Origin of the sequence: Pseudogemmobacter faecipullorum (assembly GCF_020539525.1) — a bacterium.
Classification (GTDB): Bacteria; Pseudomonadota; Alphaproteobacteria; order Rhodobacterales; family Rhodobacteraceae; genus Pseudogemmobacter; species Pseudogemmobacter faecipullorum.
The window spans coordinates 211,319-233,908 of the sequence record NZ_JACDXX010000003.1; the positions used below are offsets into that span (position 1 = coordinate 211,319).

The 22,590-nt window shown below is 63.9% G+C and carries 24 protein-coding genes and 1 tRNA gene; 12 read left to right on the top strand and 13 right to left on the bottom strand.

The window, feature by feature from the left end; translation table 11 throughout:
• The first annotated feature begins 133 nt into the window (after nt 1–133).
• From argC to scpB, 7 genes are all read left to right on the top strand, one after another.
• Entirely contained in the window at nt 134–1,162 is a 1,029-nt protein-coding gene (gene argC, locus H0485_RS04615; protein ID WP_226934187.1) for an N-acetyl-gamma-glutamyl-phosphate reductase, read from the top strand.
• Nucleotides 1,163–1,209: 47 nt separating this feature from the next.
• Nucleotides 1,210–1,683, top strand: coding sequence for a cytochrome c maturation protein CcmE (gene ccmE / locus H0485_RS04620; RefSeq protein WP_226934188.1), 474 nt, complete (start codon nt 1,210–1,212; stop codon nt 1,681–1,683).
• A 144-nt stretch (nt 1,684–1,827) separates the two neighbouring features.
• Nucleotides 1,828–3,570 (top strand): arginine--tRNA ligase, encoded by a 1,743-nt coding sequence (gene argS / locus H0485_RS04625; protein ID WP_226934189.1) that lies wholly within the window; start codon nt 1,828–1,830, stop codon nt 3,568–3,570.
• Between the two features lie 194 nt (nt 3,571–3,764).
• The gene (locus H0485_RS04630) at nt 3,765–4,580 is read left to right on the top strand and encodes an SPOR domain-containing protein (protein WP_226934190.1); all 816 of its coding nucleotides are present in this window, start codon (nt 3,765–3,767) and stop codon (nt 4,578–4,580) included.
• Nucleotides 4,577–5,617, top strand: a complete 1,041-nt coding sequence (locus H0485_RS04635) for a glycoside hydrolase family 3 N-terminal domain-containing protein (RefSeq protein WP_226934191.1) — start codon at nt 4,577–4,579, stop codon at nt 5,615–5,617. Before H0485_RS04630 ends, H0485_RS04635 begins: the two co-directional genes overlap by 4 nt.
• Nucleotides 5,618–5,670: 53 nt before the next feature.
• Nucleotides 5,671–6,432: a segregation and condensation protein A gene (locus H0485_RS04640; protein ID WP_226934304.1), complete on the top strand. Its 762-nt coding sequence runs from the start codon at nt 5,671–5,673 to the stop codon at nt 6,430–6,432.
• Nucleotides 6,429–7,076: an SMC-Scp complex subunit ScpB gene (gene scpB, locus H0485_RS04645; protein WP_226934192.1), complete on the top strand. Its 648-nt coding sequence runs from the start codon at nt 6,429–6,431 to the stop codon at nt 7,074–7,076. The genes H0485_RS04640 and scpB overlap by 4 nt, the downstream gene beginning before the upstream one ends.
• Nucleotides 7,077–7,154: 78 nt before the next feature.
• On the opposite strand, the gene H0485_RS04650 is transcribed toward scpB, so the two are convergent.
• The 8 genes from H0485_RS04650 to H0485_RS04685 all read right to left on the bottom strand — a co-directional run bounded on the left by H0485_RS04650 (nt 7,155) and on the right by H0485_RS04685 (nt 13,192).
• Nucleotides 7,155–8,231, bottom strand: a complete 1,077-nt coding sequence (locus H0485_RS04650; RefSeq protein WP_226934193.1) for a 2'-deoxycytidine 5'-triphosphate deaminase — start codon at nt 8,229–8,231, stop codon at nt 7,155–7,157.
• Between the two features lie 120 nt (nt 8,232–8,351).
• Nucleotides 8,352–8,429 (bottom strand) — tRNA-Pro (locus tag H0485_RS04655).
• A gap of 97 nt (nt 8,430–8,526) precedes the next feature.
• On the bottom strand, nt 8,527–9,609 hold the full coding sequence (locus H0485_RS04660; protein ID WP_226934194.1) for a MerR family transcriptional regulator: 1,083 nt from the start codon (nt 9,607–9,609) through the stop codon (nt 8,527–8,529).
• Nucleotides 9,610–9,616: 7 nt separating this feature from the next.
• Entirely contained in the window at nt 9,617–9,919 is a 303-nt protein-coding gene (gene ihfA, locus H0485_RS04665; RefSeq protein ID WP_226934195.1) for an integration host factor subunit alpha, read from the bottom strand.
• 117 nt (nt 9,920–10,036) lie between these two features.
• Nucleotides 10,037–11,008 carry a beta-ketoacyl-ACP synthase III gene (locus H0485_RS04670; protein ID WP_226934196.1) on the bottom strand — a complete coding sequence of 324 codons (972 nt, stop codon included), beginning with the start codon at nt 11,006–11,008 and terminating at the stop codon, nt 10,037–10,039.
• Nucleotides 11,005–12,141, bottom strand: coding sequence for a phosphate acyltransferase PlsX (gene plsX, locus H0485_RS04675; protein ID WP_226934197.1), 1,137 nt, complete (start codon nt 12,139–12,141; stop codon nt 11,005–11,007). Before plsX ends, H0485_RS04670 begins: the two co-directional genes overlap by 4 nt.
• 26 nt (nt 12,142–12,167) lie before the next feature.
• On the bottom strand, nt 12,168–12,374 hold the full coding sequence (gene rpmF / locus H0485_RS04680; protein ID WP_226934198.1) for a 50S ribosomal protein L32: 207 nt from the start codon (nt 12,372–12,374) through the stop codon (nt 12,168–12,170).
• Between the two features lie 191 nt (nt 12,375–12,565).
• Nucleotides 12,566–13,192: a YceD family protein gene (locus H0485_RS04685; protein WP_226934199.1), complete on the bottom strand. Its 627-nt coding sequence runs from the start codon at nt 13,190–13,192 to the stop codon at nt 12,566–12,568.
• 150 nt (nt 13,193–13,342) lie between these two features.
• Between H0485_RS04685 and H0485_RS04690 the strand changes: the two genes are divergently transcribed.
• A complete protein-coding gene (locus H0485_RS04690) occupies nt 13,343–13,831 on the top strand; it encodes an outer membrane protein assembly factor BamE (protein WP_435531476.1) in 489 nt (162 codons plus the stop codon).
• Nucleotides 13,832–14,133: 302 nt separating this feature from the next.
• Here H0485_RS04690 and msrB read toward each other — a convergent pair whose 3' ends face one another.
• Complete coding sequence (msrB, locus tag H0485_RS04695; RefSeq protein ID WP_226934200.1) at nt 14,134–14,541, bottom strand: peptide-methionine (R)-S-oxide reductase MsrB; 408 nt, start codon at nt 14,539–14,541, stop codon at nt 14,134–14,136.
• A gap of 83 nt (nt 14,542–14,624) precedes the next feature.
• Here msrB and H0485_RS04700 point away from each other — a divergent pair, with 83 nt between their 5' ends.
• Nucleotides 14,625–15,356, top strand: a complete 732-nt coding sequence (locus tag H0485_RS04700) for a GNAT family N-acyltransferase (protein WP_226934201.1) — start codon at nt 14,625–14,627, stop codon at nt 15,354–15,356.
• Nucleotides 15,357–15,378: 22 nt separating this feature from the next.
• Here the strand turns inward: H0485_RS04700 and H0485_RS04705 are convergent, their stop codons facing one another.
• Genes H0485_RS04705 through H0485_RS04715 form a run of 3 tightly spaced genes read right to left on the bottom strand, consistent with a single transcriptional unit; the run spans nt 15,379 to nt 17,653 of the window.
• A complete protein-coding gene (locus tag H0485_RS04705; protein ID WP_226934202.1) occupies nt 15,379–16,362 on the bottom strand; it encodes a methyltetrahydrofolate cobalamin methyltransferase in 984 nt (327 codons plus the stop codon).
• A 26-nt stretch (nt 16,363–16,388) separates the two neighbouring features.
• Nucleotides 16,389–17,303, bottom strand: a complete 915-nt coding sequence (locus tag H0485_RS04710) for a methylenetetrahydrofolate reductase (protein ID WP_226934203.1) — start codon at nt 17,301–17,303, stop codon at nt 16,389–16,391.
• A gap of 35 nt (nt 17,304–17,338) precedes the next feature.
• A complete protein-coding gene (locus H0485_RS04715; protein WP_226934306.1) occupies nt 17,339–17,653 on the bottom strand; it encodes a virulence factor in 315 nt (104 codons plus the stop codon).
• Between the two features lie 270 nt (nt 17,654–17,923).
• On the opposite strand from H0485_RS04715, the gene H0485_RS04720 reads away from it, so the two are divergent.
• Together H0485_RS04720 and H0485_RS04725 are read left to right on the top strand one after the other, a co-directional pair.
• On the top strand, nt 17,924–19,057 hold the full coding sequence (locus H0485_RS04720) for a Ppx/GppA phosphatase family protein (protein ID WP_226934204.1): 1,134 nt from the start codon (nt 17,924–17,926) through the stop codon (nt 19,055–19,057).
• 2 nt (nt 19,058–19,059) lie between these two features.
• On the top strand, nt 19,060–19,842 hold the full coding sequence (locus H0485_RS04725) for an RlmE family RNA methyltransferase (RefSeq protein WP_226934205.1): 783 nt from the start codon (nt 19,060–19,062) through the stop codon (nt 19,840–19,842).
• A 170-nt stretch (nt 19,843–20,012) separates the two neighbouring features.
• Here H0485_RS04725 and mepK read toward each other — a convergent pair whose 3' ends face one another.
• The gene (mepK, locus tag H0485_RS04730; RefSeq protein WP_226934206.1) at nt 20,013–20,582 is read right to left on the bottom strand and encodes a peptidoglycan L,D-endopeptidase MepK; all 570 of its coding nucleotides are present in this window, start codon (nt 20,580–20,582) and stop codon (nt 20,013–20,015) included.
• A gap of 334 nt (nt 20,583–20,916) precedes the next feature.
• Between mepK and H0485_RS04735 the strand changes: the two genes are divergently transcribed.
• Nucleotides 20,917–22,557: a L,D-transpeptidase family protein gene (locus H0485_RS04735; protein WP_226934207.1), complete on the top strand. Its 1,641-nt coding sequence runs from the start codon at nt 20,917–20,919 to the stop codon at nt 22,555–22,557.
• Nucleotides 22,558–22,590: the final 33 nt, after the last annotated feature.

Sequence of the window (22,590 nt, forward strand, 5' to 3'; positions counted from 1 at the left end):
GGGGAGGGTTGCAAAAGCGGAAGGCCGCGCGCGACGGGCCTGACGGTGGGCCCGGCGGCGGAGAGATCTTGCATCAGCGGTTCATTGGCTTATGCAGGGCCAAACCTTTCTGTCTGCCTCTGGGGAAGAGAAAATGACCCATCGCATCGCCATCCTTGGCGCCTCGGGCTATACCGGTGCTGAACTGGTCCGCCTGATCGCCACCCATCCCGATCTGACCATCACCGCTTTGTCGGCGGATCGCAAAGCCGGTATGGCGATGGCCGATGTCTTCCCCTTCCTGCGCCATCTTGATCTGCCGGTCCTGGTGAAGATCGATGAGATCGACTTCAGCCAGATTGATCTGTGCTTCTGCGCTCTGCCGCATGCGACCAGCCAGGAAGTGATCAGCAAGCTGCCGAAAACCCTGAAGATCGTTGATCTTTCGGCGGATTTCCGGCTGCGCGATCCGGCGGAATATCAGAAATGGTATGGTCAGCCCCATGCCGCGGTTGAGATGCAGAAAGAGGCGGTCTACGGGCTGACCGAATTCTACCGCGATGAGATTAAATCGGCGCGTCTTGTGGCCGGAACCGGCTGTAATGCCGCGACCGGGCAATATGCGCTGCGTCCGCTGATCGCCGCCGGGGTGATTGATCTTGATGATATCCTGATCGATCTGAAAGCGGGTGTGTCCGGGGCAGGGCGTTCGCTGAAAGAAAACCTGCTGCATGCCGAGCTTTCGGGCGGCACCCATGCCTATTCGGCGGGCGGCAAACATCGCCATCTGGGCGAGTTCGACCAGGAATTCTCGAAAATCGCCGGGCGCGAGGTGCGGGTGCAGTTCACCCCGCATCTTTTGCCGATGAACCGTGGTATTCTCGCGACGGTCTATGTGAAGGGCGATCCGGCTCAGGTGCATCAGACCCTTGCCGCGGCCTATGCCGGGGAATGTTTCCTGAAGGTGCTTCCTTTTGGCGCACTCCCCTCGACCCGCGACATTGCCGGGTCTAATTACTGTCATATCGGTGTGACCGGCGACCGGATTGCCGGTCGTGCGGTGGTTGTGGCGGTGCTTGACAATCTGACCAAGGGCTCGTCCGGCCAGGCTTTGCAGAATGCCAATCTGCTGCTGGGGCTGGAGGAGACCGCCGGTCTGATGATGGCGCCGGTCTTCCCCTGAGGCCGGAATGTGACGAGAGCCCGAGCGGGCGGGAATAAGGAACAGCCATGCAGAGCAGAGCCGGAACCGGCCTTAAAGGTCTGAAGAAGAAACGCCGGATCCAGATCGTGGCCCTGGCCTTTGCTGCGCTGACACTCTCGGTCGGGCTGGTCGCCTATGCGATGCAGGACGGGATCAATTTCTTCCGCTCGCCCGTTGAGGTGCTGGCGGAAGCCCCGCCCGAGACCGAGACCTTCCGTCTCGGCGGCCTGGTCAAGCCCGGCTCGATCGTCAACCGCGAAGGCGTGCAGTTCGATTTCGTCGTCACCGATGGCGGGGCCGAGATTCCGGTGCGCTATATCGGCCGTGATCCGCGCCCCGATCTGTTCAAGGAAAACACCGGCACCATCGCCACCGGGCGGCTGATTGCCGGCACCTTTGAGGCAACGACGCTGCTTGCCAAACATGACGAGACCTATATGCCGAAAGAGGTCATGGATGCGCTGAAGGCCCAGGGCGTCTATCAGCAACCCGATAGCTGAGCCGTTTCCGGCCCTTAACCGGGCTGAATATTGCGGTAAAGCGGCGGCCCGGCCGCCGCCAGGGCCATGTTCCTTCCAGCCCTGCGCTTGACCCCGGACGCGGCCTCTGGCAGGACCAGAGCCATCAGCACAGGATTTGATCAGATGAACCTCTTTGCCGATATCCGCGGCGTGGTGACCGATGCTCTGGCCCGGATGCAGGGCGAAGGCCTTCTGCCCGAAGGTCTCGATTTCTCGAATGTGGCGGTAGAGCCGCCGCGCGATGCCGCGCATGGCGATATGGCGACCAATGCCGCGATGGTGCTGGCGAAAGCCGCCGGCCAGTCGCCGCGCGCGATTGCCGATGCTCTGGCCGTAAAACTCGCCGAAGATCCCCGGATCGCCGCCGCCGAAGTGGCAGGGCCGGGCTTTCTCAACCTGCGTCTTGCCCCTGCAGTCTGGCAGGGGCTGATCGGCGCCGCCCTGCGCGAGGGGGTGAATTTCGGCCGCTCGGTGATCGGTGCGGGCGAGAAGGTCAATATCGAATTTGTCTCGGCCAATCCGACCGGCCCGATGCATGTCGGCCATGTGCGCGGTGCGGTGGTGGGCGATGCGCTCTCGAACCTGCTGGCCTTTGCCGGCTGGAATGTGACGCGCGAATATTACATCAATGACGGCGGCGCCCAGGTGGATGTCCTGGCCCGTTCGGCCTTTGAGCGCTACCGCGAGGCCAATGGCCTCGAGCCGGAAATCCGCGAGGGGCTTTACCCCGGCGATTACCTGATCCCGGTCGGCGAGAAGCTGAAAGAGAAATATGGCGACAGCCTGCTGAACCAGGGCGAAGAGGTCTGGCTGGCAGATGTGCGCGAATTCGCCACCACCGAGATGATGCAGATGATCCGCGAGGATCTGCAGGCGCTCGGCGTGCGGATGGATGTCTATTCCTCGGAAAAGGCGCTTTATGGCACCGGCGAGATCGAGGCGGCGATTGCCGAACTTCGCGCCGCCGGGCTGATCTATGAAGGCGTGCTCGAGCCGCCGAAGGGCAAGCTGCCGGAAGACTGGGAAGCGCGCGAACAGACCCTGTTCCGCTCGACCGCGCATGGCGATGATGTCGACCGCCCGGTGATGAAATCGGATGGCTCCTGGACCTATTTCGCCCCCGATATCGCCTATCACTATAATAAGGTGAAACGCGGTTTCGATCAGCTGATCGATATTTTTGGCGCCGATCACAGCGGCTATGTCAAACGGATGAAAGCGGCGGTCTCAGCGCTTTCGGGGGGCAAAGTGCCGCTCGATATCAAGCTGATCCAGCTGGTGAAGCTGTATAAGAACGGCGAGCCCTTCAAAATGTCGAAGCGCGCCGGCACCTTCGTCACTCTGCGCGACGTGGTCGAGGAGGCGGGGGCCGATGTCACCCGTTTCATCATGCTGACGCGCAAAAACGATGTGGCGCTGGATTTTGACTTTGCCAAAGTGCTGGAACAGTCGAAAGACAATCCGGTCTTCTATGTGCAATATGCCAATGCCCGGGTGAATTCGGTGCTGCGCAAGGCGGCGGATGCGGGGATTGAGGCTTCGGATGCGGCGCTGCTGGCTTCGGATCATGCCCTGCTCAGCCATCCGGCTGAGCTGCAGCTCCTGAAGAAGATCGCCGAATGGCCGCGCCTGGTTGAGATTGCCGCGCGCAACAATGAGCCGCACCGGGTTGCCTTCTATCTCTATGAGCTGGCATCGGAACTGCACGGGCTGTGGAACCGTGGCAATGATGAGACCGAGCTGCGCTTCATCCAGGAGGATAAGGCGGTGTCACAGGCGAAAATCGCCCTTGCCCGCGCCACGACCGTTGTTATTTGCGCCGGTCTTGCTATCCTTGGTGTGACGCCGGTTGAAGAAATGCGCTGAAGAAATCAGCCGCCAGGCCGGCTGCAGACTGAGGGGCGCGCCCTGGCGCGCCCGAAGACGAGCAGGCGCAGAGGACAGGCATGGCAGCTGATTACAGCCAACATCCCGCCCGAGGATATTCAGCTTCTGCCCCGCAGCCCGGGGCAGAGACCTATATTGCACCGCCCCCCCCGGTTTCGCGTGGCCAGCGGGTGATGAATCTGATCGGCGCTTTCGGCTCGGTCGCCCTGATCGCCAGCCTTGGCTGGTGGGGCTGGGAACTGGCGGTGCGTGATCTGCGCGGCGTGCCGGTGGTGCGCGCGCTGGAAGGGCCGATGCGGGTTGCGCCCGAGGATCCGGGTGGCGCGGTGGTCGATCATCAGGGGCTAGCGGTCAATGATGTTGCCGCCCGCGACGGATCCGTTGGTTCGGACCGGCTGGTGCTGGCTCCGGCCCCGGTCGAGCTGACGCTCGAGGATGTGCCCGGTCTCAGCAATGATCTGCAGCCTTTGACCAATGCCACTGCCAGCCTGCCGGATTCCCTTGCCGAACCCCGGCTGCCAGAGCCGCCGGCCGAGGCGCTGAGCCAGGAGGATGCGGTCGCCGCCGCCCTGGCGGAGGCGCTCGGCACGGATCCCGAAGCCCTGGCCGGGGATCTTGCCACCGATCTGCCGCCCGGGGCCATGGCGGCCTCGCTGCGTCCCAGAACCCGGCCGGAAGGCGCGGCCCCGGCCGCGCCGGTTGCCCCTGCGGTTGAGATTGATCCGGCCAGCCTTGCCGCCGGGGTGCGTCTCGTGCAGTTCGGCGCCTATGACACGGCCGAGCTGGCCCGGGCGGAATGGGCGAAAATTGCCGCCAGGCTCGGCCCTTTGATGGTGGGTAAAGCCATGGTAGTGGAAGCGGCGGAGAGCGGCGGGATGACCTTCTGGCGCCTGCGCGGCCATGGATTTGAGAATGAGGATGATGCGCGTCGCTTCTGCTCGGCTGCTGTGGCCGAGGGGGTGAACTGCATTCCGGTGACGAAAAGATGACAATGACAGATGAGGCTGCACCGGCCACCGGCCGGGGGGCGGCGATTTTCGGTCTCGCCGGGCCAGAGCTTTTGCCGGCCGAGCGTGATTTCTTCCGCGAGTATGACCCTTTCGGCTTTATCCTCTTTGCCCGCAACGTCGGGAGCCCGGAGCAGCTGTCGCGGCTGACCGCTGATCTGCGCGCGGCGGTGGGGCGTGAGGCGCCGGTGCTGGTCGATCAGGAAGGCGGGCGGGTGCAGCGTCTGCGCGCGCCGCACTGGCGCGAATGGCAGCCGCCCTTTGATCTGATCGCGGGCATGGCGGATCCGGCGCTTGCGGCGCGGGCGATGTATCTGCAGGCGCGGCTGATCGCGGCCGAGCTGCGCGCATCGGGCATCGACAGCAATTGCGCCCCGGTGGCCGATATTGCCCGGGCCGAAACCCATCCTTTCCTGCGCAACCGCTGCTATGGCGAGGAGGCGGGCCTGGTGACGCAGATCGCTGCGGCGGTGGCCCGGGGCTATCTCGACGGCGGTGTGCTGCCGGTGATCAAACATATGCCGGGCCATGGCCGCTCGGGCATGGATACCCATCACGAGCTGCCCGTGGTCACAGCCGCGCCCGAGGCGCTGCTGGCCGGTGATTTCGCGCCGTTCCGGGCGCTGAACCAGCTGCCGATGGCAATGACCGCGCATATCATCTTCAGCGCCTATGATGCGCAAAACCCGGCAACGCAGAGCCCGGGGATGATCCGGGTGATCCGCGAGGAGATCGGTTTTGCCGGCCTGCTGATGACCGATGATCTGAATATGGAGGCTTTGTCGGGCGATCTGGGCCAGCGCACCAGGGCCTCGCTGGCGGCGGGCTGCGATATCGCGCTGCATTGCAAGGGCGATTTCGCGCAGATGCAGCAGGTGGCGGCGGCGGCGGGGGAGATGGGCGCGGCCTCTCTGGCGCGTGCCCGTGCCGCCCTGGCGCAGCGTCTGCAGCCGCCCGCGGCGGATCTGGCGGCTTTCAGCGACGAATTCGCTGCGCTGAGCGCCGGGGGGCGCCTGTGAGCGAGACGCGCGAGGCGGCGCCGCTTGCCGCTGACTGGTCTGTCCCCGATCAGCTGGACCCCGCCGCGCGTCTTGCGGCCGAAGCGCTGATCATCGATGTCGATGGTTTTGAAGGGCCGCTCGACCTTTTGCTGACGCTGTCGCGCAGCCAGAAGGTCGATCTGCGCAAAATCTCGGTGCTGGAACTGGCCGAGCAATATCTGAAATTCGTCAACCAGGCCGCAAAGTTACGCATCGAACTTGCCGCAGATTATCTGGTGATGGCGGCCTGGCTGGCCTTTTTGAAATCGCGTCTGCTGCTGCCCGCCGAGCCAGGCGATACCGGGCCCTCGGCCCAAGACCTCGCCGCGCATCTCTCGTTCCAGCTGGAACGGCTCTCGGCGATGCGCGAGGCGGCGGCGCGGCTGATGGCGCGTGATCAGAAGGGCCGCGATTTCTTTGTGCGCGGCCAGCCCGAAAGCGTCAGCCTGCAGCGCAAAGTCTCCTGGGATGCCTCGCTGCTGGATCTGATGCGGGCCTATGCCAGGATTCAGACCAAAGCCGAATTCCGGCCCTTTGTCATGGATCGTGAGAATATCTTCACGATGGAACAGGCGCTGGAGCGGATGCGCGGGCTGCTGGGCTATGTCGGTGAATGGGCCGATCTCTCGGGCTTTATGCCCGAGGGCTGGAATGCGACGCCAATGGCGCGGCGCTCGGCCACTGCGGCGCATTTTGCCGCCGTGCTTGAAATGGTGAAAAGCGGTCAGTTGCAGCTGCGTCAGGGCGAGACTTTCGCCCCGATCCAGATCCGCCGCGCAGAGGAAGATCTATGAACCCGGCTGTCGAAGAAAGCCTGTTTGACGCGCCGCCGATGGGCGAGCAGGAGCGGATGGTTGAGGCCATTCTCTTTGCCTCAGCCGAGCCGGTCACGCTGCGTGAGCTGGAAAAACGCCTGCCGCATGGCTGTAACCCGCTGGAAGCGCTTGCCTATCTGCAAAGGCGCTATGAGGGCCGGGGGGTGAACCTGGTCCATATTGGCGAGGCCTGGGCGATGCGCACGGCGGGCGATCTTGGCCATCTGATGGTGCGCGAGACGGTTGAGAGCCGCAAGCTCTCGCGCGCGGCGATCGAGACGCTGGCGATTGTCGCCTATCATCAGCCGGTGACCCGGGCCGAGGTGGAAGAAATCCGCGGCGTGGCGCTGTCGCGCGGCACGATTGATCAGCTGATGGAAATGGACTGGATCCGCTTTGGCCGCCGCCGCATGACGCCGGGCCGCCCGGTGACTTTCGTGGTGACCGAGGAATTTCTGGATCATTTCGGCCTTGAATCCTCGCGCGATCTGCCGGGGCTGAAAGAGCTGCGCGCGGCGGGCCTGCTCGAGAACCGGCCGATGCCGGGCCTCGGCATTCCCGATCCCGATGCGGAGGAGCCCGAAGAGGCCGAAACCGATCAGAGCGAGCTGTTCACCGAATAACGGCTCAGGCGTGAGACAAAAGAAAAGGCGCGCGGGGGGCGATCCGCGCGCCTTTTTATATCTGAGAGGGGCCGACTGTCAGCGGAACTGCTTGGCGAGTTTCAGCCCCTGGCCCTGATAATTCGATTTCAGATCGGCCCCATAGAGGCGCTCGGGCAAAGCCGCCATACGCTCATAGACGAGGCGTCCGACCACCTGGCCGTGCTCGAGCACGAAAGGCGCCTCATGGCAGCGCACTTCCAGCACGCCACGCGAACCAGCGCCCCCGGCCGAGGAATGGCCGAAGCCCGGATCGAAGAAACCGGCGTAATGGACGCGGAATTCGCCCGCCATCGCCAGATAGGGCGCCATTTCAGCGGCATGATCGGGGGGGATGGTCACCGCCTCACGCGAGACGAGGATATAGAAGGCGCCGGGATCCAGGATGATGCGGCCATCCTCGCTGTGCAGCTCTTCCCAGAATTCGCGGGCCGGATAATGGGCGATGCGGTCGATATCGATCACCCCGGTATGGGGTTTGGCGCGGTAGCCGACGAGGCTGGTGCCCTGCGGGCGCAGATCGACCGAGAAGCCGAGCCCTTCCGAGATCAGCGGTCTGCCATCGACCAGCGGCACTTCGGCGTGAAGCGCGGTCAGATCAGCGTCCGAGAGCCGGGCCTCGCCCTGGCGGAAGCGGATCTGGTTCAGCCTTTGCCCGGCGCGCAAGAGCACCGAGAACGAGCGCGGGCAGACCTCGGCATAAAGCGGGCCGTGATAGCCCGCGGCGATACGGTCAAATTCGCTGCCGCCATCGGTGATGGTGCGGGTCAGCAGATCGAGACGCCCGGTCGAGCTTTTGGCATTGGCCACCGCGGTCACCCCCGGCGGCAGCGCCAGGCTTTCGGCCAGCGGGATGATATAGACGCAGCCCTTTTCCAGCACCGCACCCTCGGTCAGATCAATCCGGTGCATACCGAATTCCGCAATCCGCGATTCGACGCTGCGGCCCTCGCCGGCGAGGAAAGAGGCGCGGACCCGCCAGGCATGGCTGCCAAGGCGCAGATCGAGGCTGGCAGGCTGGATCTGGGCGTCGGTAACCGCCGGTTCGGCGCGCAAAGCCCCGCTTTCGATCAGCGCGCGAATGGCGTGATCCGGCAAAACACCCTGGACTGTCATTGGCTTTGATCTCCGGCTGTTGGTCAGGCAAGGCGGCGGCGGGTCGGGGCCCCTGTGGGGGCCGGGTACGGCAGAATGAAAAACGCCCGCGCTGCACAGGGCAGGCGGGCGGTTTCTCAATGGTCGGGCCGGTGAGATTCGAACTCACGACCTCCCGCCCCCCAGACGGACGCGCTAACCAGGCTGCGCTACGGCCCGACACATGAGCGTTTCAATAGCCTATCTGACGGCGGGCGCAAGCGCTAAACTGCACATCAGATTGAATAATTTACAGCAGGCAGGATTTCCTCAGTTTTTACAGGCTCTGCTGCGACCGGGTGAGGCGCTGCTGCAGCTCGCGGATCAGGGCGCTGTAGGCCTGCAGTTCTTCGCGCTGTGCTGAAAGCTGGCCAGGGGGAATCGCGCGCAGCCGGGCGGCGAGGGTGCTTTGCTGCGGCAGGCTCGCTTCGGGGCGGCTGTGGGGCCGGAACAGGGGGGTTACTTCGGCAGGTCCGGCCATGTCAGTCTCCGCTTCGACATCAAAGGCAAAGGGGGCCTCGATCTCTTCATCTTCTTCCGCCGGCATGGCTGGCGCTGCCGGATCGGGCAGGCTGTCCGCCTCGGGTTCCGGCTCCGGTGTCGTTTCGGCTGCGGCCGCAGTTTCAGGCTCTGCTCTGGCCGCCACTTCCGCGGCTTCGGTCAGCTCCGGCCCTGGCGCCGCATCGGGATTGCCGCTGTCCTGGTCAGCTTCGATCAGCTCCGGTCCTTCCTCATCCGCCCCGGCTGGCGTGAGGCCGGGCATAATAGCCTGCTGCGGCGCGGGGTCTTCGGCGGCCTCGTCCAGGGCGGGGGCCCGGCTCTGATCACCCGGAAAGCTGATCACCTCGGCCCCGGCAGGCGTGGCAGAAGGGGCTGGCTCTGCGGGCGGCGTGGCATCGGCACCGGCATCCGTATCGGGCGCGGGCTGGTGCAGGCCCATGGCAACCGGCGGCCCGGCATCGGGGCGCTCGCGCCGGATCTCGTCGTCATAGGCATCCGCGTCAATCTCGCCCTCCGGGCTGAGCGGTGGCACATCGCCGGCATAGGCGGCAATCGCGCTCAGATCAGGCTCGTAAAGCCCCTCGGGGCCGATCCCGGCCTGTTCCGCGACATAACGGATGCCCTGTTCGCGCAGCAGTTTCTGCACGCCGCGGATCGTCATGCCCTGATCATGCAACAGGCGTCTGATCCCGGCGAGCAAGGCAAGATCGGAAGGGCGGTAATAGCGCCGCCCTCCGGCCCGTTTGACGGGCCTGATCTGAGGAAACCGGGTTTCCCAGAACCGCAGCACATGGGCTGGCGTATCAAGTGCCTCGGCAACCTCAGAGATGGTGCGAAAGGCGTCAGGCGACTTGGACATTCACGCTTTAACCGGCGGCGCCTGCGGCGACGCGGTCTTTCATCAGATGAGAGGGGCGGAAGGTCAGCACGCGGCGCGGGCTGATCGGAACTTCATCGCCGGTTTTCGGATTGCGGCCGACCCGGGCCGATTTGGCACGGACCGAGAAAGTGCCGAAGGATGAAATTTTCACCGTCTCACCGGCGACGAGGGCGTCAGACATATGCTGCAGCACGGCCTCGACCAGATCGGCGGATTCATTGCGGCTGAGCCCGACTTCGCGGAAAACCGCCTCAGTCAGATCCATCCGGGTAAGTGTCGTCTCACTCATGGTTCGGTTCCCCCAGGACGTGGCGTCGCTGAAAGGATGCTGAATCAGCAATTGCTTTGTCAATATCAAAGACTTGCAGGTGGCAATTAAGGCCCGGTTTTGCCGGGAGGCCAGGGGTTACCAGCGCAGAACCACCGAACCCCAGGCCAGACCGCCGCCAATGGCCTCGGCAACCAGCAGGTCGCCCTCTTTGATCTGGCCGCGTTCATGACCGACCGAAAGCGCCAGAGGAATCGATGCGGCAGAGGTATTGCCGTGATCCTGCACCGTCACCACCACCCGCTCCATCGGCACTTTCATGCGCTTGGCGGTGGCTTCGATGATGCGGATATTGGCCTGATGCGGCACGATCCAGTCGACATCCTCGCCGCTCAGCCCAATCTTATCGAGCGCGGCATGGGCGGTGGCGGCCAGTTTCTCGACCGCATGGCGGAACACCTCTTTGCCCTCCATGCGCAGATGGCCGGTGGTGCCGGTCGAGGTGCCACCATCGACATAGAGCAGGTCGCGGAAACGGCCGTCGGAATTCAGATCGGTGGCGAGGATGCCGCGGTCGCTGGCATCGCCCTTGCCCTCGCGCGCTTCCAGCACCAGCGCCCCGGCGCCATCGCCGAACAAGACGCTGGTCGCGCGGTCCTCCCAGTCCATCAGCCGCGAGAAGGTCTCGGCGCCAATCACCAGCACCCGCTGTGCCTGACCCGCGAGGATCAGCGCATTGGCATTGGCCAGCGCGAAAGCGAAACCGGCGCAGACCGCCTGGACGTCAAAGGCAAAGCCACGCGTCATGCCAAGCTTGGCCTGGACCATAGTGGCAACGGAAGGGAAGGTCAGATCCGGGGTCGAGGTGGCCAGAACGATGGCGTCGATCGCATCAGGCTGCAGCCCGGCTCTGGCCAGCGCCGCCTGTGCGGCCTTGCAGGCCAGATCCGAGGTCAGCTCGCCTTCGGCGGCGAAATGGCGGCGCTCGATCCCTGAGCGGGTGCGGATCCATTCGTCCGAAGTGTCAATCCGCTGTTCGAATTCGGCATTCGGAACGATCCGCTCGGGAAGATAATGTCCGACACCTGTAACAACCGCGCGCAACGTCATTCGGTAGAACCGCCTTTTATGCCGGCACCGGCGCTGTCACCTGGTGCCATGAGGGGCGCATCCTGCCCCGCAGCCGCAATGGATGCAAGCCGGGCGGCGATGCCTTCGGTCAGGCCGGAGAGCGCCAGCTGATAGGCAAGGCCGATTGCCGCGGCAATGCCGGTGGCATCCGAGCCGCCATGTGATTTGACCACCGTGCCGCGCAGACCAAGGAACACCCCGCCATTGGCGCGGCGCGGATCGATGCGCTTCTGGAACCGCTTCAGGGCGGGCAGGGCCAGCAGCGCCCCGATCTTGGCCAGCAGGCCGGAGGTGAAGCTTTCTTTCAGCCGCTCGGCCACCAGTCTGGCGGTGCCTTCGCCGGTCTTCAGCGCCACATTGCCGGTAAAGCCATCGGTGACGATCACATCGACACTGGCGCCGGGAATATCTGAGCCCTCAACAAAGCCCATATGCTGGAAACCGCCGCGATCCGCCTCGCGGGCGAGCAGCTCATTGGCCTCTTTCAGCTCGGCGCGGCCCTTATGCTCTTCGGTGCCGACATTCAGCAGGCCCACGCGGGGGCGCGCGATCGAGAGACCATTGGCAGCATAGGCCGAACCCATGACTGCATATTGTAAAAGATCGGAAGGATCGGCTTTCACATCGGCGCCAACGTCGAGCATGACATTGAATTCACCGGGATTGCGCGAGGGCCAGAGGCAGGCAATAGCCGGGCGGTTGATGCCGGGCAGCTTGCGCAGCCGGATCATCGACACCGCCATCAGCGCGCCGGTATTGCCGCAGGAAACCGCCGCCGCCGCCGCGCCATCGCGCACCGAATCAATCGTGGCCCACATCGAAGTGTCCTGGCCATGTCGCATGACCTGCGCCGGCTTATCCTCCATCGTCACCACACCCGGGGCGTGGCGCAGGGTAACCCGGCCCTTCAGCCCGGGCTCACGCTCGAGCAGGGGCTGCAGCAGGGCTTGATCGCCGTGCAGAAGAATATCCAGATCAGGCCGCTGACGTATCGAATCGACAAGGCCGGCGACAACAACCGCCGGCCCTTTGTCGCCACCCATGGCGTCGACAGAAATCGTGATTCGCGCAGCGGCGCCACTGGTAACAGGCGAGGTGTTAAGGCTCTGCATGTTCAGAAGCGCCGCCGGAAGCCGGCTTATGCCGCGTCTTCGTCGATATCGACTTCGCGCGAAACTGCCACGACTTCTTTCGAGTCGTAATGGCCGCAGGACGGGCAAACGTGGTGCGGGCGCTTCAGCTCGCCGCAGTTGTTGCACTCGTTGGGGTTTGCGGCCGAGAGCGCATCATGTGCACGACGCATATTGCGACGCGATTTCGTAACTCGGTTCTGAGGGACTGCCATGTCTCAACCTCGGGGCTTGTAACGGGGACAAGCCCCTGTTTTGTTGGCGGGGGCGAGGCCCCCTGATGTGTAATATGTCTCTTTTGTCAGCTATCGGACCTTGGTCTCGAAGCGTGACTCGGGAGGCCATTTTACAGGCTTGAATGAGGCGCGGAAAATACCCGCTTTCCACAAAGGTGCAAGCCCTATTCTCAGCCTTTTTCTTCCGGCTGCGGATCAGGTTCGCTGTCGGGCTTGTCGCTCTTTTTCATCAGGCTGGCAAGCCCTGCAAATGGCCGCAGATCTTCATCGCGCAAAGGCGTGGTGCCAGATTCGCTATGAACGCTCTCGCCAAGCTCGGCTCCGGCGGCGCGTGGATAGGGTGGCAGAGCAAGACTGAGCGCTTCTTCGCCGATCACAGCAAGATCAATGACTTCGGGCATAGGCTCGGCGCTGTCATCCTCGGGCATCTCGGCCTCTTCGCCCTCGGGGTCTTTCCATTCGCTCAGAAAGCGGCGCAGCACCGGCTCGCGGATCACGCCGGGAACCGGGGCGAGGGTGATGACGCAGGCCTGGGTCACCCGGGCCTCAAGCATGGCCTCCATGCGGAAATCGGCGCGGCCCTCGGGGGTGATTTCGCCCTGCAAAGACAGGCTTTCCACCGCGATCAGATCAAGGTCGCGGGCCAGGGCCTTGCGGGTGGCGGCATCGGGGCGCCAGTGAAAGCGCGTGGGCTTGCGATGCGACAGCGCCGCAGACCGCCACTGTGGCGCATCGGCATCCTCGGGGCGGCTGGTCTGCGGGGCCTGGGCGGGCGGACGGGATCCGGACTTGGTCATGACGGGGCTCCGGCTGATAAAAGGCTGCGGCGGTGGCTGGGGGCGAAGCCGCGTATTGGCCCGCCTCCATCCTTGAACTCTGGGCGTTGCATCTGCTATCCCAAGGCGCAAGGGTCAAGCTGGTTTCCTGAGGGAAGCCGAGGGCCGGAAATGAAAAGCGATCAGAGCGACGGGGCACAGATGGCAGGCAAGACGGGTATGGCGCTGCGCCTCGCGGCCTTTGGACTTGTGCTGCTGATTGCGGCCTGTGCCACAATCACCCGCAATCACGGCTATGTTCCCGATGAGGTGGAGCTGGCGCAGATCCAGGTCGGCAAGGACAACCGCGAAAGCGTGGCGGAAAAAGTAGGTCGGCCCTCGGCCCAGGGCCTGCTCAATGATGTCGGCTGGTTCTATGTCCAGAGCCGCTTTGAACATTACGGCCCGCGCGAGCCGAAAGAGGTGAGCCGCCAGGTGGTGGTGATCAATTTCACCGAGGCCGGGACGGTCTCGAATATCGGCCGCTACGGGCTGGAGGATGGCCGCGTGATCGAACTGTCGCGCCGCGTGACAGAAACCACGATCAAGGGCGTAAGCTTCATCGGCCAGCTGCTGGGCAATGTGGGCCGTATCGATGCGGGCAGCCTGCTCGGCGGCTGATCCCGCGCCCCGGGGGCCGCGCGTCCCCGAAGCGCTGCAATGACAAAGGCCGGTCCCCGCAGGGGCCGGCCTTTTTGCTACACCGGAGTGTCGCGCCCTGTGACCCGAGCCAGGATCAGGGGGGCTGGCTTTATCGGCCAGCCTCCGGGCAAGCCGGGCCCTGTCGATTGGGCCAGCCTGCTTGGCGGCTGATCGCGTGCCCCGGCAGCGCTGCAATGACAAAGGCCGGTCCCGCGCAGGAGACCGGCCTTGTTCTGTTCTTTGCCGGTGCAGCTTATCGCAAGGCCCGGCGCACGCGCGGCTTACTTCGCCTGATCTTCCCCGGGGGCAAAGTCCAGCGCGACGCCATTGATACAATAGCGCAGCCCGCCGCGCTCGCGCGGGCCGTCGGGGAAGACATGGCCCAGATGCGCCTCGCAGCGGGCGCAATGCACCTCGGTGCGCAGCATGCCATGGCTGCGGTCCTCGCTGCCCTCGACGCTTTCGGCGGCGAGAGGTGCGGTGAAAGCCGGCCAGCCACAGCCGGAATCGTAGCGCTCTTCCGAGGCAAACAGGGGCGCGCCACAGCCGATACAGTGATAAATGCCTTCACCTTCGGGGAAATCATCATGGCTGAAGGGGCGCTCGGTCGCATGTTTGCGGGTCACCTGATAGGCGAGATCAGAGAGCTGTTCGCGCCATTCCGCATCTGTTTTCACGATTTTGCTCATCACGGTCTGCCTTTCGCATTGGGGCCGGAGATGTTACGCCGAATCTAGGCAGCATTGGCTGAAAGTCGAGGGGGAGGGCGCGCATGAGCTTTGATCCATCCCAAATTCTGCTGGCCCGGGGCGGGCTGGTGGCGCGATATGCTGCAGATCCGATGGATATGGCGCGGCGGCGCAGCCTGCGCGATCAGGCTTTTCCGGCGCTGGCGGGCCAGGCTGATGCTTTCGATGCGCGCTGCCGTCATCTGCTGGTCGAGGGGCGTGATGGTCGGCTGCTGCTCTGCCTGCGGCTGATGGTCCTGCGCGGGGGCGCGGCTCCGGCGCAGAGCTACAGCGCTGAATTCTATGATCTGCGGCCGCTGCTGGCCCTGCCGGGGGCGGCGCTGGAAATTGGCCGGCTCTGCCTCGCCCCGGCCGCGCCCGAGGCCTGGGAGGCTTTGCGTCTGGCCTGGGCGGCGCTGAGCCGGATCGCCGGGGGAGAGGGCGTGACGCGGCTTTTTGGCTGCGCCTCTTTCACCGGCGGCGAGCCGGAGCCGCATCGGGCCGCGCTGGCGGTGCTGGCAGGGGGGCGGCAGCTGGTTTTGCCACACCATCCCGCAGCAGAGCGGGTCGAATTCGCGGCGCCGGGCCCGGGCGTCACGCCCGATCCGGCCGCTCTGCCACCGCTTTTGCGGTTTTATCTCAGCCTTGGGGCGCGGATTTCCGATCATGCGGTACGCGACCGGCAGCTCGACACTTTACATGTGCTGACCTGGCTTGAGACCGCCGAACTGCCGATGGCGCGCGGGAAATCCCTGCGCGCCATGGGGTCAGATTAAAGCCACCGGGGGCGGCCTGGGATCAGCCCCGGGCGCGCCGCCCGCCGCGCCGCCCGCCTGCCGCCATCAGCGCCGCCGCTGCCGAGGCTTCGGAGAAGCTCGAACCTGCCTCGACCGCCTCAACCACTTTCGAGAAGCGGATCCATTCGCCGCCATTCGGATCGTGATTCATCAGGAAATTGGCGGCGCGGATCGCCTCCATCTCCTGCTGGCGCACCGGGTTCATGATCGCCGAAGTCATGCCGGCGCAGATCGCCATCGGCAGGAAGGCCCCGTTGATGCCATGGCGGTGTGGCAGACCGAAGGAGATATTCGAGGCGCCACAGGTGGTGTTCACGCCGAGCTCATCGCGCAGGCGGCGCACCAGGGTAAAGACCTGCTGGCCCGCCGTGCCCATGGCCCCGATCGGCATCACCAGCGGATCGACCACGATATCATGCGCCGGAATGCCGAAATCGGCGGCGCGCTGCACGATTTTCTTCGCCACATTGAAGCGCACTTCCGGATCGGGCGAGATGCCGGTGTCATCGTTTGAGATCGCCACCACCGGCACATTATATTTTTTGACCAGCGGCAGAACCAGCTCGAGCCGCTCTTCCTCGCCGGTGACCGAATTCAGCAGCGGGCGGCCCTCGCAGGCCTGCAGGCCCGCCTCCAGCGCGCCCGGGACCGAGCTGTCGATGCAAAGCGGCACATCGACGGTCTGCTGCACGATTTCGATCAGCGCTTTCATCAGCGGCGGCTCGACAAAGTTATTATCGGCATAGCGCGGATCTTTGGCCATCATATTGGTGAAGACCGCGCCCGAGTTGATATCGAGCACGGTGGCACCGCAGGCGACCTGTTCCAGCGCGTCTTTGACCACAGTGTCAAAATTGCCCGCTTCCAGCTCGGCTGCCAGTTTTTTGCGCCCGGTGGGGTTGATACGCTCGCCGATGACGCAGAAGGGCTCGTCAAAGCCGATGATCACAGTTTTTGTTTTAGATTCAATAACGGTGCGGGTCATTCTTAAACCTGTTTATAAAGCTGTGATCAGGCCGCGCGGGCCGGTTTTCCGGCAAGGCCGCCATTGGCGGTCACCCATTCGGCATTGGTCTTGATCCCGCCCAGCGGGAAGAAATGCACCTGCTCGATGCCAAAGCCGGGATGGGCGGCTTTATGGGCGGCCAGGGCGGCCAGCACTTCGCCCGGCTCATAGGGCAAGAGCAGTTTGGTCACGTCGAGCGCGCGTTTCTGCAGCACTTTCAGCGAGGGGCCGACGCCGCAGGCGATGGCGAATTTGATCAGGGTCTGCAGCTTGGCCGGGCCGGCGATGCCGATATGCACCGGCAGATGCACGCCCTCGGCCCGGAGCCGGTCGGTCCAGGCGATCACCGGGGCGGCGTCAAAGCAGAATTGCGTGGCCATGGCCATTTTCGCATCTGTGCGCTCGGCAAAGGCCGATTTCCAGCGCGCCGCTTCCATGACCATCCTATCCGAGCCATCGGGGTCGATATCGCGGTTGCCCTCGGGGTGACCGGCCACATGCAGCCGCTTAAAGCCATCAAAAGCGCCGGTTTCCAGCAGCTGCATCGAGGTGGCGAAATCACCATGCGGCAGGGCAACACCGCCCGCCAGCAAGAGCGCCTGTTCAACGCCCACATCTTTATAGCGCAGGATCCAGTCTTGCAGCGTGGTCTTGTCTTTGATGATACGCGCCGGGAAATGCGGCATCACATCAAAGCCTTCCGCGCCGATGCGCTTTGCGGTGGCGACCATTTCCTCAACCGGAGTGCCCTCGATATGGGCGATATAGACCCGGGTGCCTTTGGGCAGAATGGCGCGGAAATCCTCGACCTTTTCGGCGGTGCGCGGCATCACCTCGATCGAATAGCCGGTCAGGAAGCCCTCAAGATCCGCAGATCCTGTCGTGGGCGCCGGAGATTTGCGGAACGGAAACAGGGCCATCAGGCGCTCCTTCAGACAGGATTTCATATCTCGGATCAGGCGTCAGCGGGCGGGCTGGCCCAGCCATCACTGGCAATCAGCGCCCTGATCTTCTCGGCGTCATATTCCGCCTCCAGCGCGGCGGCGGTGGCTTTGGCCAGCTCTTCGGGCTCGCCCTCGGCCTCGCCGCGGCTGATCTTGCGCCATTCGGCAAGATAGGCGTCGGAATCGCGGGCGCCGATCTTCATGGCGCAGCGGTCAATCGCCTGTTCAAACCGCTCGGGAAGCTGGACTTTCGTCCCGCGGCGGCCTTTGCCGATAATGACCTGAGCGGGAATGTCCCGCCAGCAGACGATGGTGATTTCCGGCATGGCGAGGGCGATTCCCAAGTGATTGCCCCTCTGTGTGTAGAGGTCGCAAACAGCACATCGAAGCCGATTTTCGACATGGTGGGCGCGATCCGCGACCAGGGCAACCCCAGGGCCTGCTCTGCGGGCCCGGGCCGGGCGGGCGGCAGGGCCGGGCGCTGGCTTTACCCTCGTGGCCCGGGGGGATTTCCGGCCGCGACCGGCGCCCTGGCTGCCCTTGTCAGCGCCGGGCCGCACCGCTACATTCAGGGCAACCACATATGGAGGGCGGCTATGGCGCCCGAGCGTCCCCTGGGGGCGGACGCGACACCGGTTCCGGTCGAGCAGGGCAGATCCCTGTCCCGCTCCGGTGTTCCGTCACCCCCCGAAGGCCGGGGGCCCGCGCTTTATGCGGCGCTGGACCTTGGCACCAATTCGTGCCGGATGCTGATCGCCCATCCGACGGGCGCTCAGTTTACCGTCACGGACAGTTTTTCCAAAACCGTGCAGCTCGGCGCGGGACTGGAAGCATCGGGACGGCTGAGCCGGACCTCGATGACGCGCACCATTCAGGCGCTGCGGATCTGTCAGAAGAAAATCGAGAAAAGCGGGGTCACCCGTATGCGCCTGGTTGCGACCGAGGCCTGCAGGCGCGCGCGCAATTCCCGCGAATTCATCCGCCAGGTGCGGCGTGAGACCGGGATGAGCCTTGAGATTATCACCCCCGAGGAGGAGGCGCGGCTTGCCGTCGTCTCCTGCGCGCCGCTGGTCAGCCCGCAGACCGAGCAGCTGCTGGTGGTCGATATCGGCGGCGGCTCGACCGAGCTGGTCTGGATCGACCTCTCGGAAGTGCCGCCCGAAGAGCGGGCGAAATCGATCATGCGGATGCGGATGGGCTTTAACGCCCAGGGGGCGGGGCCATCGGCGCGGGTGGTCGACTGGATATCGGTCAAGCTGGGCGTTGCGACGCTGAAGGATCAGTTCCAGGATGTCGAGGATGATGCGGCGCGGTTCGCGCTGATGTCCTGGTTCTTTGAGGAAAACCTCGCCAGCTTTTCGCCCTATCAAAATCCGGGGCCGCGCCGGGGCTTTCAGATCATCGGCACTTCGGGAACGGTGACCACGGTGGCCGCCTCCTGGCTGGGGCTGAAACGCTATGACCGCGCCAAGGTTGACGGGCTCGAGATGACCTCGGGCCAGATTGACGGCGTGATCCGCGATTATCTCGCGCTTGGCCCGGACGGGCGGCGCAGCGATCCGCGCATCGGGCGTGACCGGCATACGCTGATCATGTCGGGCGCGGCTATTTTACAGGCGCTGATGCGGATCTGGCCCACCGACCGGCTGTCGGTTGCGGATCGCGGTCTGCGCGAAGGGCTGTTATACGCCCAGATGAGCGCCGATGGCGTGCTTGAGGAAGGGCCCTGAATATGAGTAAAACACCGACTGGCAAAAACACTTCGGGCCGTGGCCAGCGTGACCTGCGGGTCAAGGTGAAAACTGCCAAGGGGCGCAAGCTCTCCTCGACGCTCTGGCTCGAGCGGCAGCTGAATGATCCCTATGTCCAGCGTGCCAAACGCGAGGGCTATCGTGGCCGGGCCGCGTTTAAGATTATGGAGCTTGATGACCGCTATGGCTTCCTGAAGCCGGGCGCGCGGGTGGTCGATCTTGGCTGCGCACCGGGTGGCTGGTGCCAGGTTGCGGTGCCGCGCATCAATGCGCTTGGCGAGAACGCCAAAAAGCCCCAGGGCCGGATCATCGGTGTCGATCTGCAGGAGGTGGAGCCGCTGGCCGGGGCCGAGCTGCATCAGCTCGACTTCCTGTCAGAGGATGCCGATGCCCTGGTCAAGGAATGGCTGGGCGGGCGCGCTGATGTGGTGATGTCGGATATGGCGGCGGCCTCATCGGGCCATAAGGCCACCGACCACCTGCGCATCGTGGCGCTGATCGAGGCGGCTTTGTCCTTTGCCTATGATGTGCTCGAAGAGGGTGGCACCTTTGTCGCCAAGGTTCTGGCGGGCGGCGCCGAGAATGAGATGCAGGCCGAGCTGAAGCGCAATTTCACGAAAGTGGCCAATGTGAAACCGGCCTCGAGCCGTTCGGACAGTTCCGAGAAGTTCGTGGTGGCTATGGGCTTTCGCGGCGTCAGAAGCCGGGCCGGCAGCGCGCCTGACGGCGATCCGCGCGATTACCTCGGGGATGATGAGGAATAAGCGCGCGCGCATTGCGGCTGAGAATTGGGGGCGGGCCTGCGGGTGCCGCCCTTTTTCATTGCCTTTCCGCGCCGGGGGAGCCGGGGGCGCGAAATAGCAAAAAGCGCCCGCGAAGGGGCGCCTCTGGCGATGGATATCAAAGGTGTAACGGTCAGAATTCCTGACTTGTCTCAGGCGCCCCAGGAGCGCACAACACCGCAATCCATATGGACGAAATCCGAGCGCGAATAGCGGCCCACACCGCCGGCGGCACAGGCACTGGCCGCTTTGGCCATCTGATTGACCGAGCGCGATTTCAGCCGCAGATCGGCAGCCTGGCCGACGAGATGCAGCGAGTTTTTCGCCACACCGCCCGAACGCGAGCGCAGCATATTATTGGTTTTGGGACTGCGGTAACCCGAGAGCAGCATATAGGGCTCAGAGACATCCATCAGGCGATGCGCGGCGGCCATGATATCGACATTGCGCGGATCCATCTGCTTGACGTCCCCGGTGCGCCAGTCGCGCATGAAATGGTTCACTTCCTTCAGCGCTTCCGCGATATATTTGCCTTCGATCCAGTAGATCGTATCCATGCTTTCGCCGGTCCGGCCCGAATACATGCGAATGCGGCGGATATCGCCAGCGCCCTTCAGAATGCCAAAGGCATTGGAATAGGTGGGGGCTGCGACGAGTGTGGTCGCGGCGAAAGCGCGCAAGAGAGAGCGCCGCGAGAAAAGATTCTGTGCGATTTCGGTCATTTGCCTGTCCCGTTTCGTCTGCTGACTGCCTGACCCGACAGCTTCTGTTCACCACACCTGTCCCGAGGTGCTGCCGTTTTATGACACAGCACGATTCTAAGCCCAAGCACAGATTACCACCGGTTCCGGGATTCAACGGCAGATAAGCAAATTTTTGCTGAACTGGTGGAAAACTTCTGCCGTTGCTGCGGTGCAACGACAGGGGAAAATTGCTCGGCCAGGGCGTCAATTTCACCGCATAGCCAGCCGGTTCGGCGCATATGTGAATGGACAGGCGCCGGGAATCCTTGAATTCTTCTCCCGGGACTGTTTCGCTGTAGTTGACGAGGTCAAAATGCCTGCCGCCGTTTCGTCTTTCGCCCATCGCGCCTCATTCAGACGGCTGGCTGCTCCCTTCCTGCTCGCTCTGCTGCTCGGCCAGGTGGCGCTGAGCCCGGCTGCGGCGCGCGAAAGCGATTCTCAGCCCTCTTTGCCCTTCAGCCAGTCTCTGGCCGCCGCGCTCAGCCAGGATGAGCTGGTCGCAGCCTGGTATCAGGCCCGCGATTACCGGCCGCTCTGGACCGGGGCAAGTGATACGGCGCGGCGCAGCGCGCTGCTGGCGGCGCTGGAACTGGCCCCCGATCACGGCCTGCCGGTGGCGCGCTATGATCTGGCCGGGCTGCGACGCGCGCTTGGTGCGGTGCGCACCGAGGGCGATGTGGGGCGGATTGAGGCCAGACTGACCCGGGCCTATCTCGACTGGGCCGGGGATCTCAGCTCGGGCCTGCTCACCCCGTCAGAGATTGACAGCACCATCGTGCGCGAGATCAGCCGGAAGGATCCGCTGTTGTTGCTGCGGGCGATGGAACAGGGCGATCCGGAGCAGGTTCTGCGCGATCTTCTGCCGCGATCAGATATCTATGCCCAGCTGATGCGGGCGAAATTTGAGCTTGAGGAAATTGCCGCCACGCAGGGCTGGGGGCCGGCGGTGCCGGGCGATACGCTGAAACCGGGCGATCAGGGGGAGCGCTTCCTCGCTTTGCGTAACCGTCTGATTGCGATGGGTTATCTGGCACCTACCGCCACGGCCGTCTATGACCGTGCCGTGCAGAGCGCGGTGATGAGCTTCCAGCGCGCCCATGGACTGCCCGCCGATGGCGTGGCCGGGGGCGATACGATTGCCGAGATCAACAAGAGCCCGCAGGACCGCATCCGCTCGGTTCTGGTGGCGATGGAACGCGAGCGCTGGATGGATATCGACCGTTCGGGGCGGATGATCTGGGTTAACCTGCCCGATTTCACCACCGAGATTGTCGATGACGGCCGCGTCACCTTCCGCACCCGCACGGTGATCGGGCGCGAGGATATGGAAAGGCGCACCCCGGAATTCTCGGATATGATGAATCATATGGTGGTGAACCCCTCCTGGGGGGTGCCGCGCTCGATCATTGTCGGGGAATATCTGCCGCTGCTGCAGCGCAACCCCAATGCGCTGAGCCATATGCAGGTGGTTGACCGCAATGGCCGGGTGCTCTCACGCGGCTCGGTGAATTTCTCGGCCTATACGGCGCGCAGCTTCCCCTTTGGCATGCGCCAGCCGCCCGGCGACAGCAATGCGCTTGGCAAGGTGAAGTTCATGTTCCCCAATAAGTACAACATCTATCTGCATGATACGCCTTCGAAAAACCTGTTTGCCCATGACAAGCGCGCCTATAGCCATGGCTGTATCCGCCTCGCTGATCCCTTTGATTTTGCGCATGCTCTGTTTCGCACCCAGGCCCCCGAGATTGAGCGTGAATTCAACAGTACGCTGAAGGGCGGCAAGGAAACACCGGTAAAGCTTGAGGTGAAAGTGCCGATCCATATCGTCTATTTCACCGCCTATCCCGAGGGCAAAGGCCGGATCGGCTATCGCCGCGATGTCTATGGCCGTGATGCCCGGCTCTGGTCGGCGCTAGAGGCGGCAGGGGTGGTCGCGGCGCCGGTTTCGCATTAAAATCAAAAGCTCAGCTTTTACAGAGGGATTGGT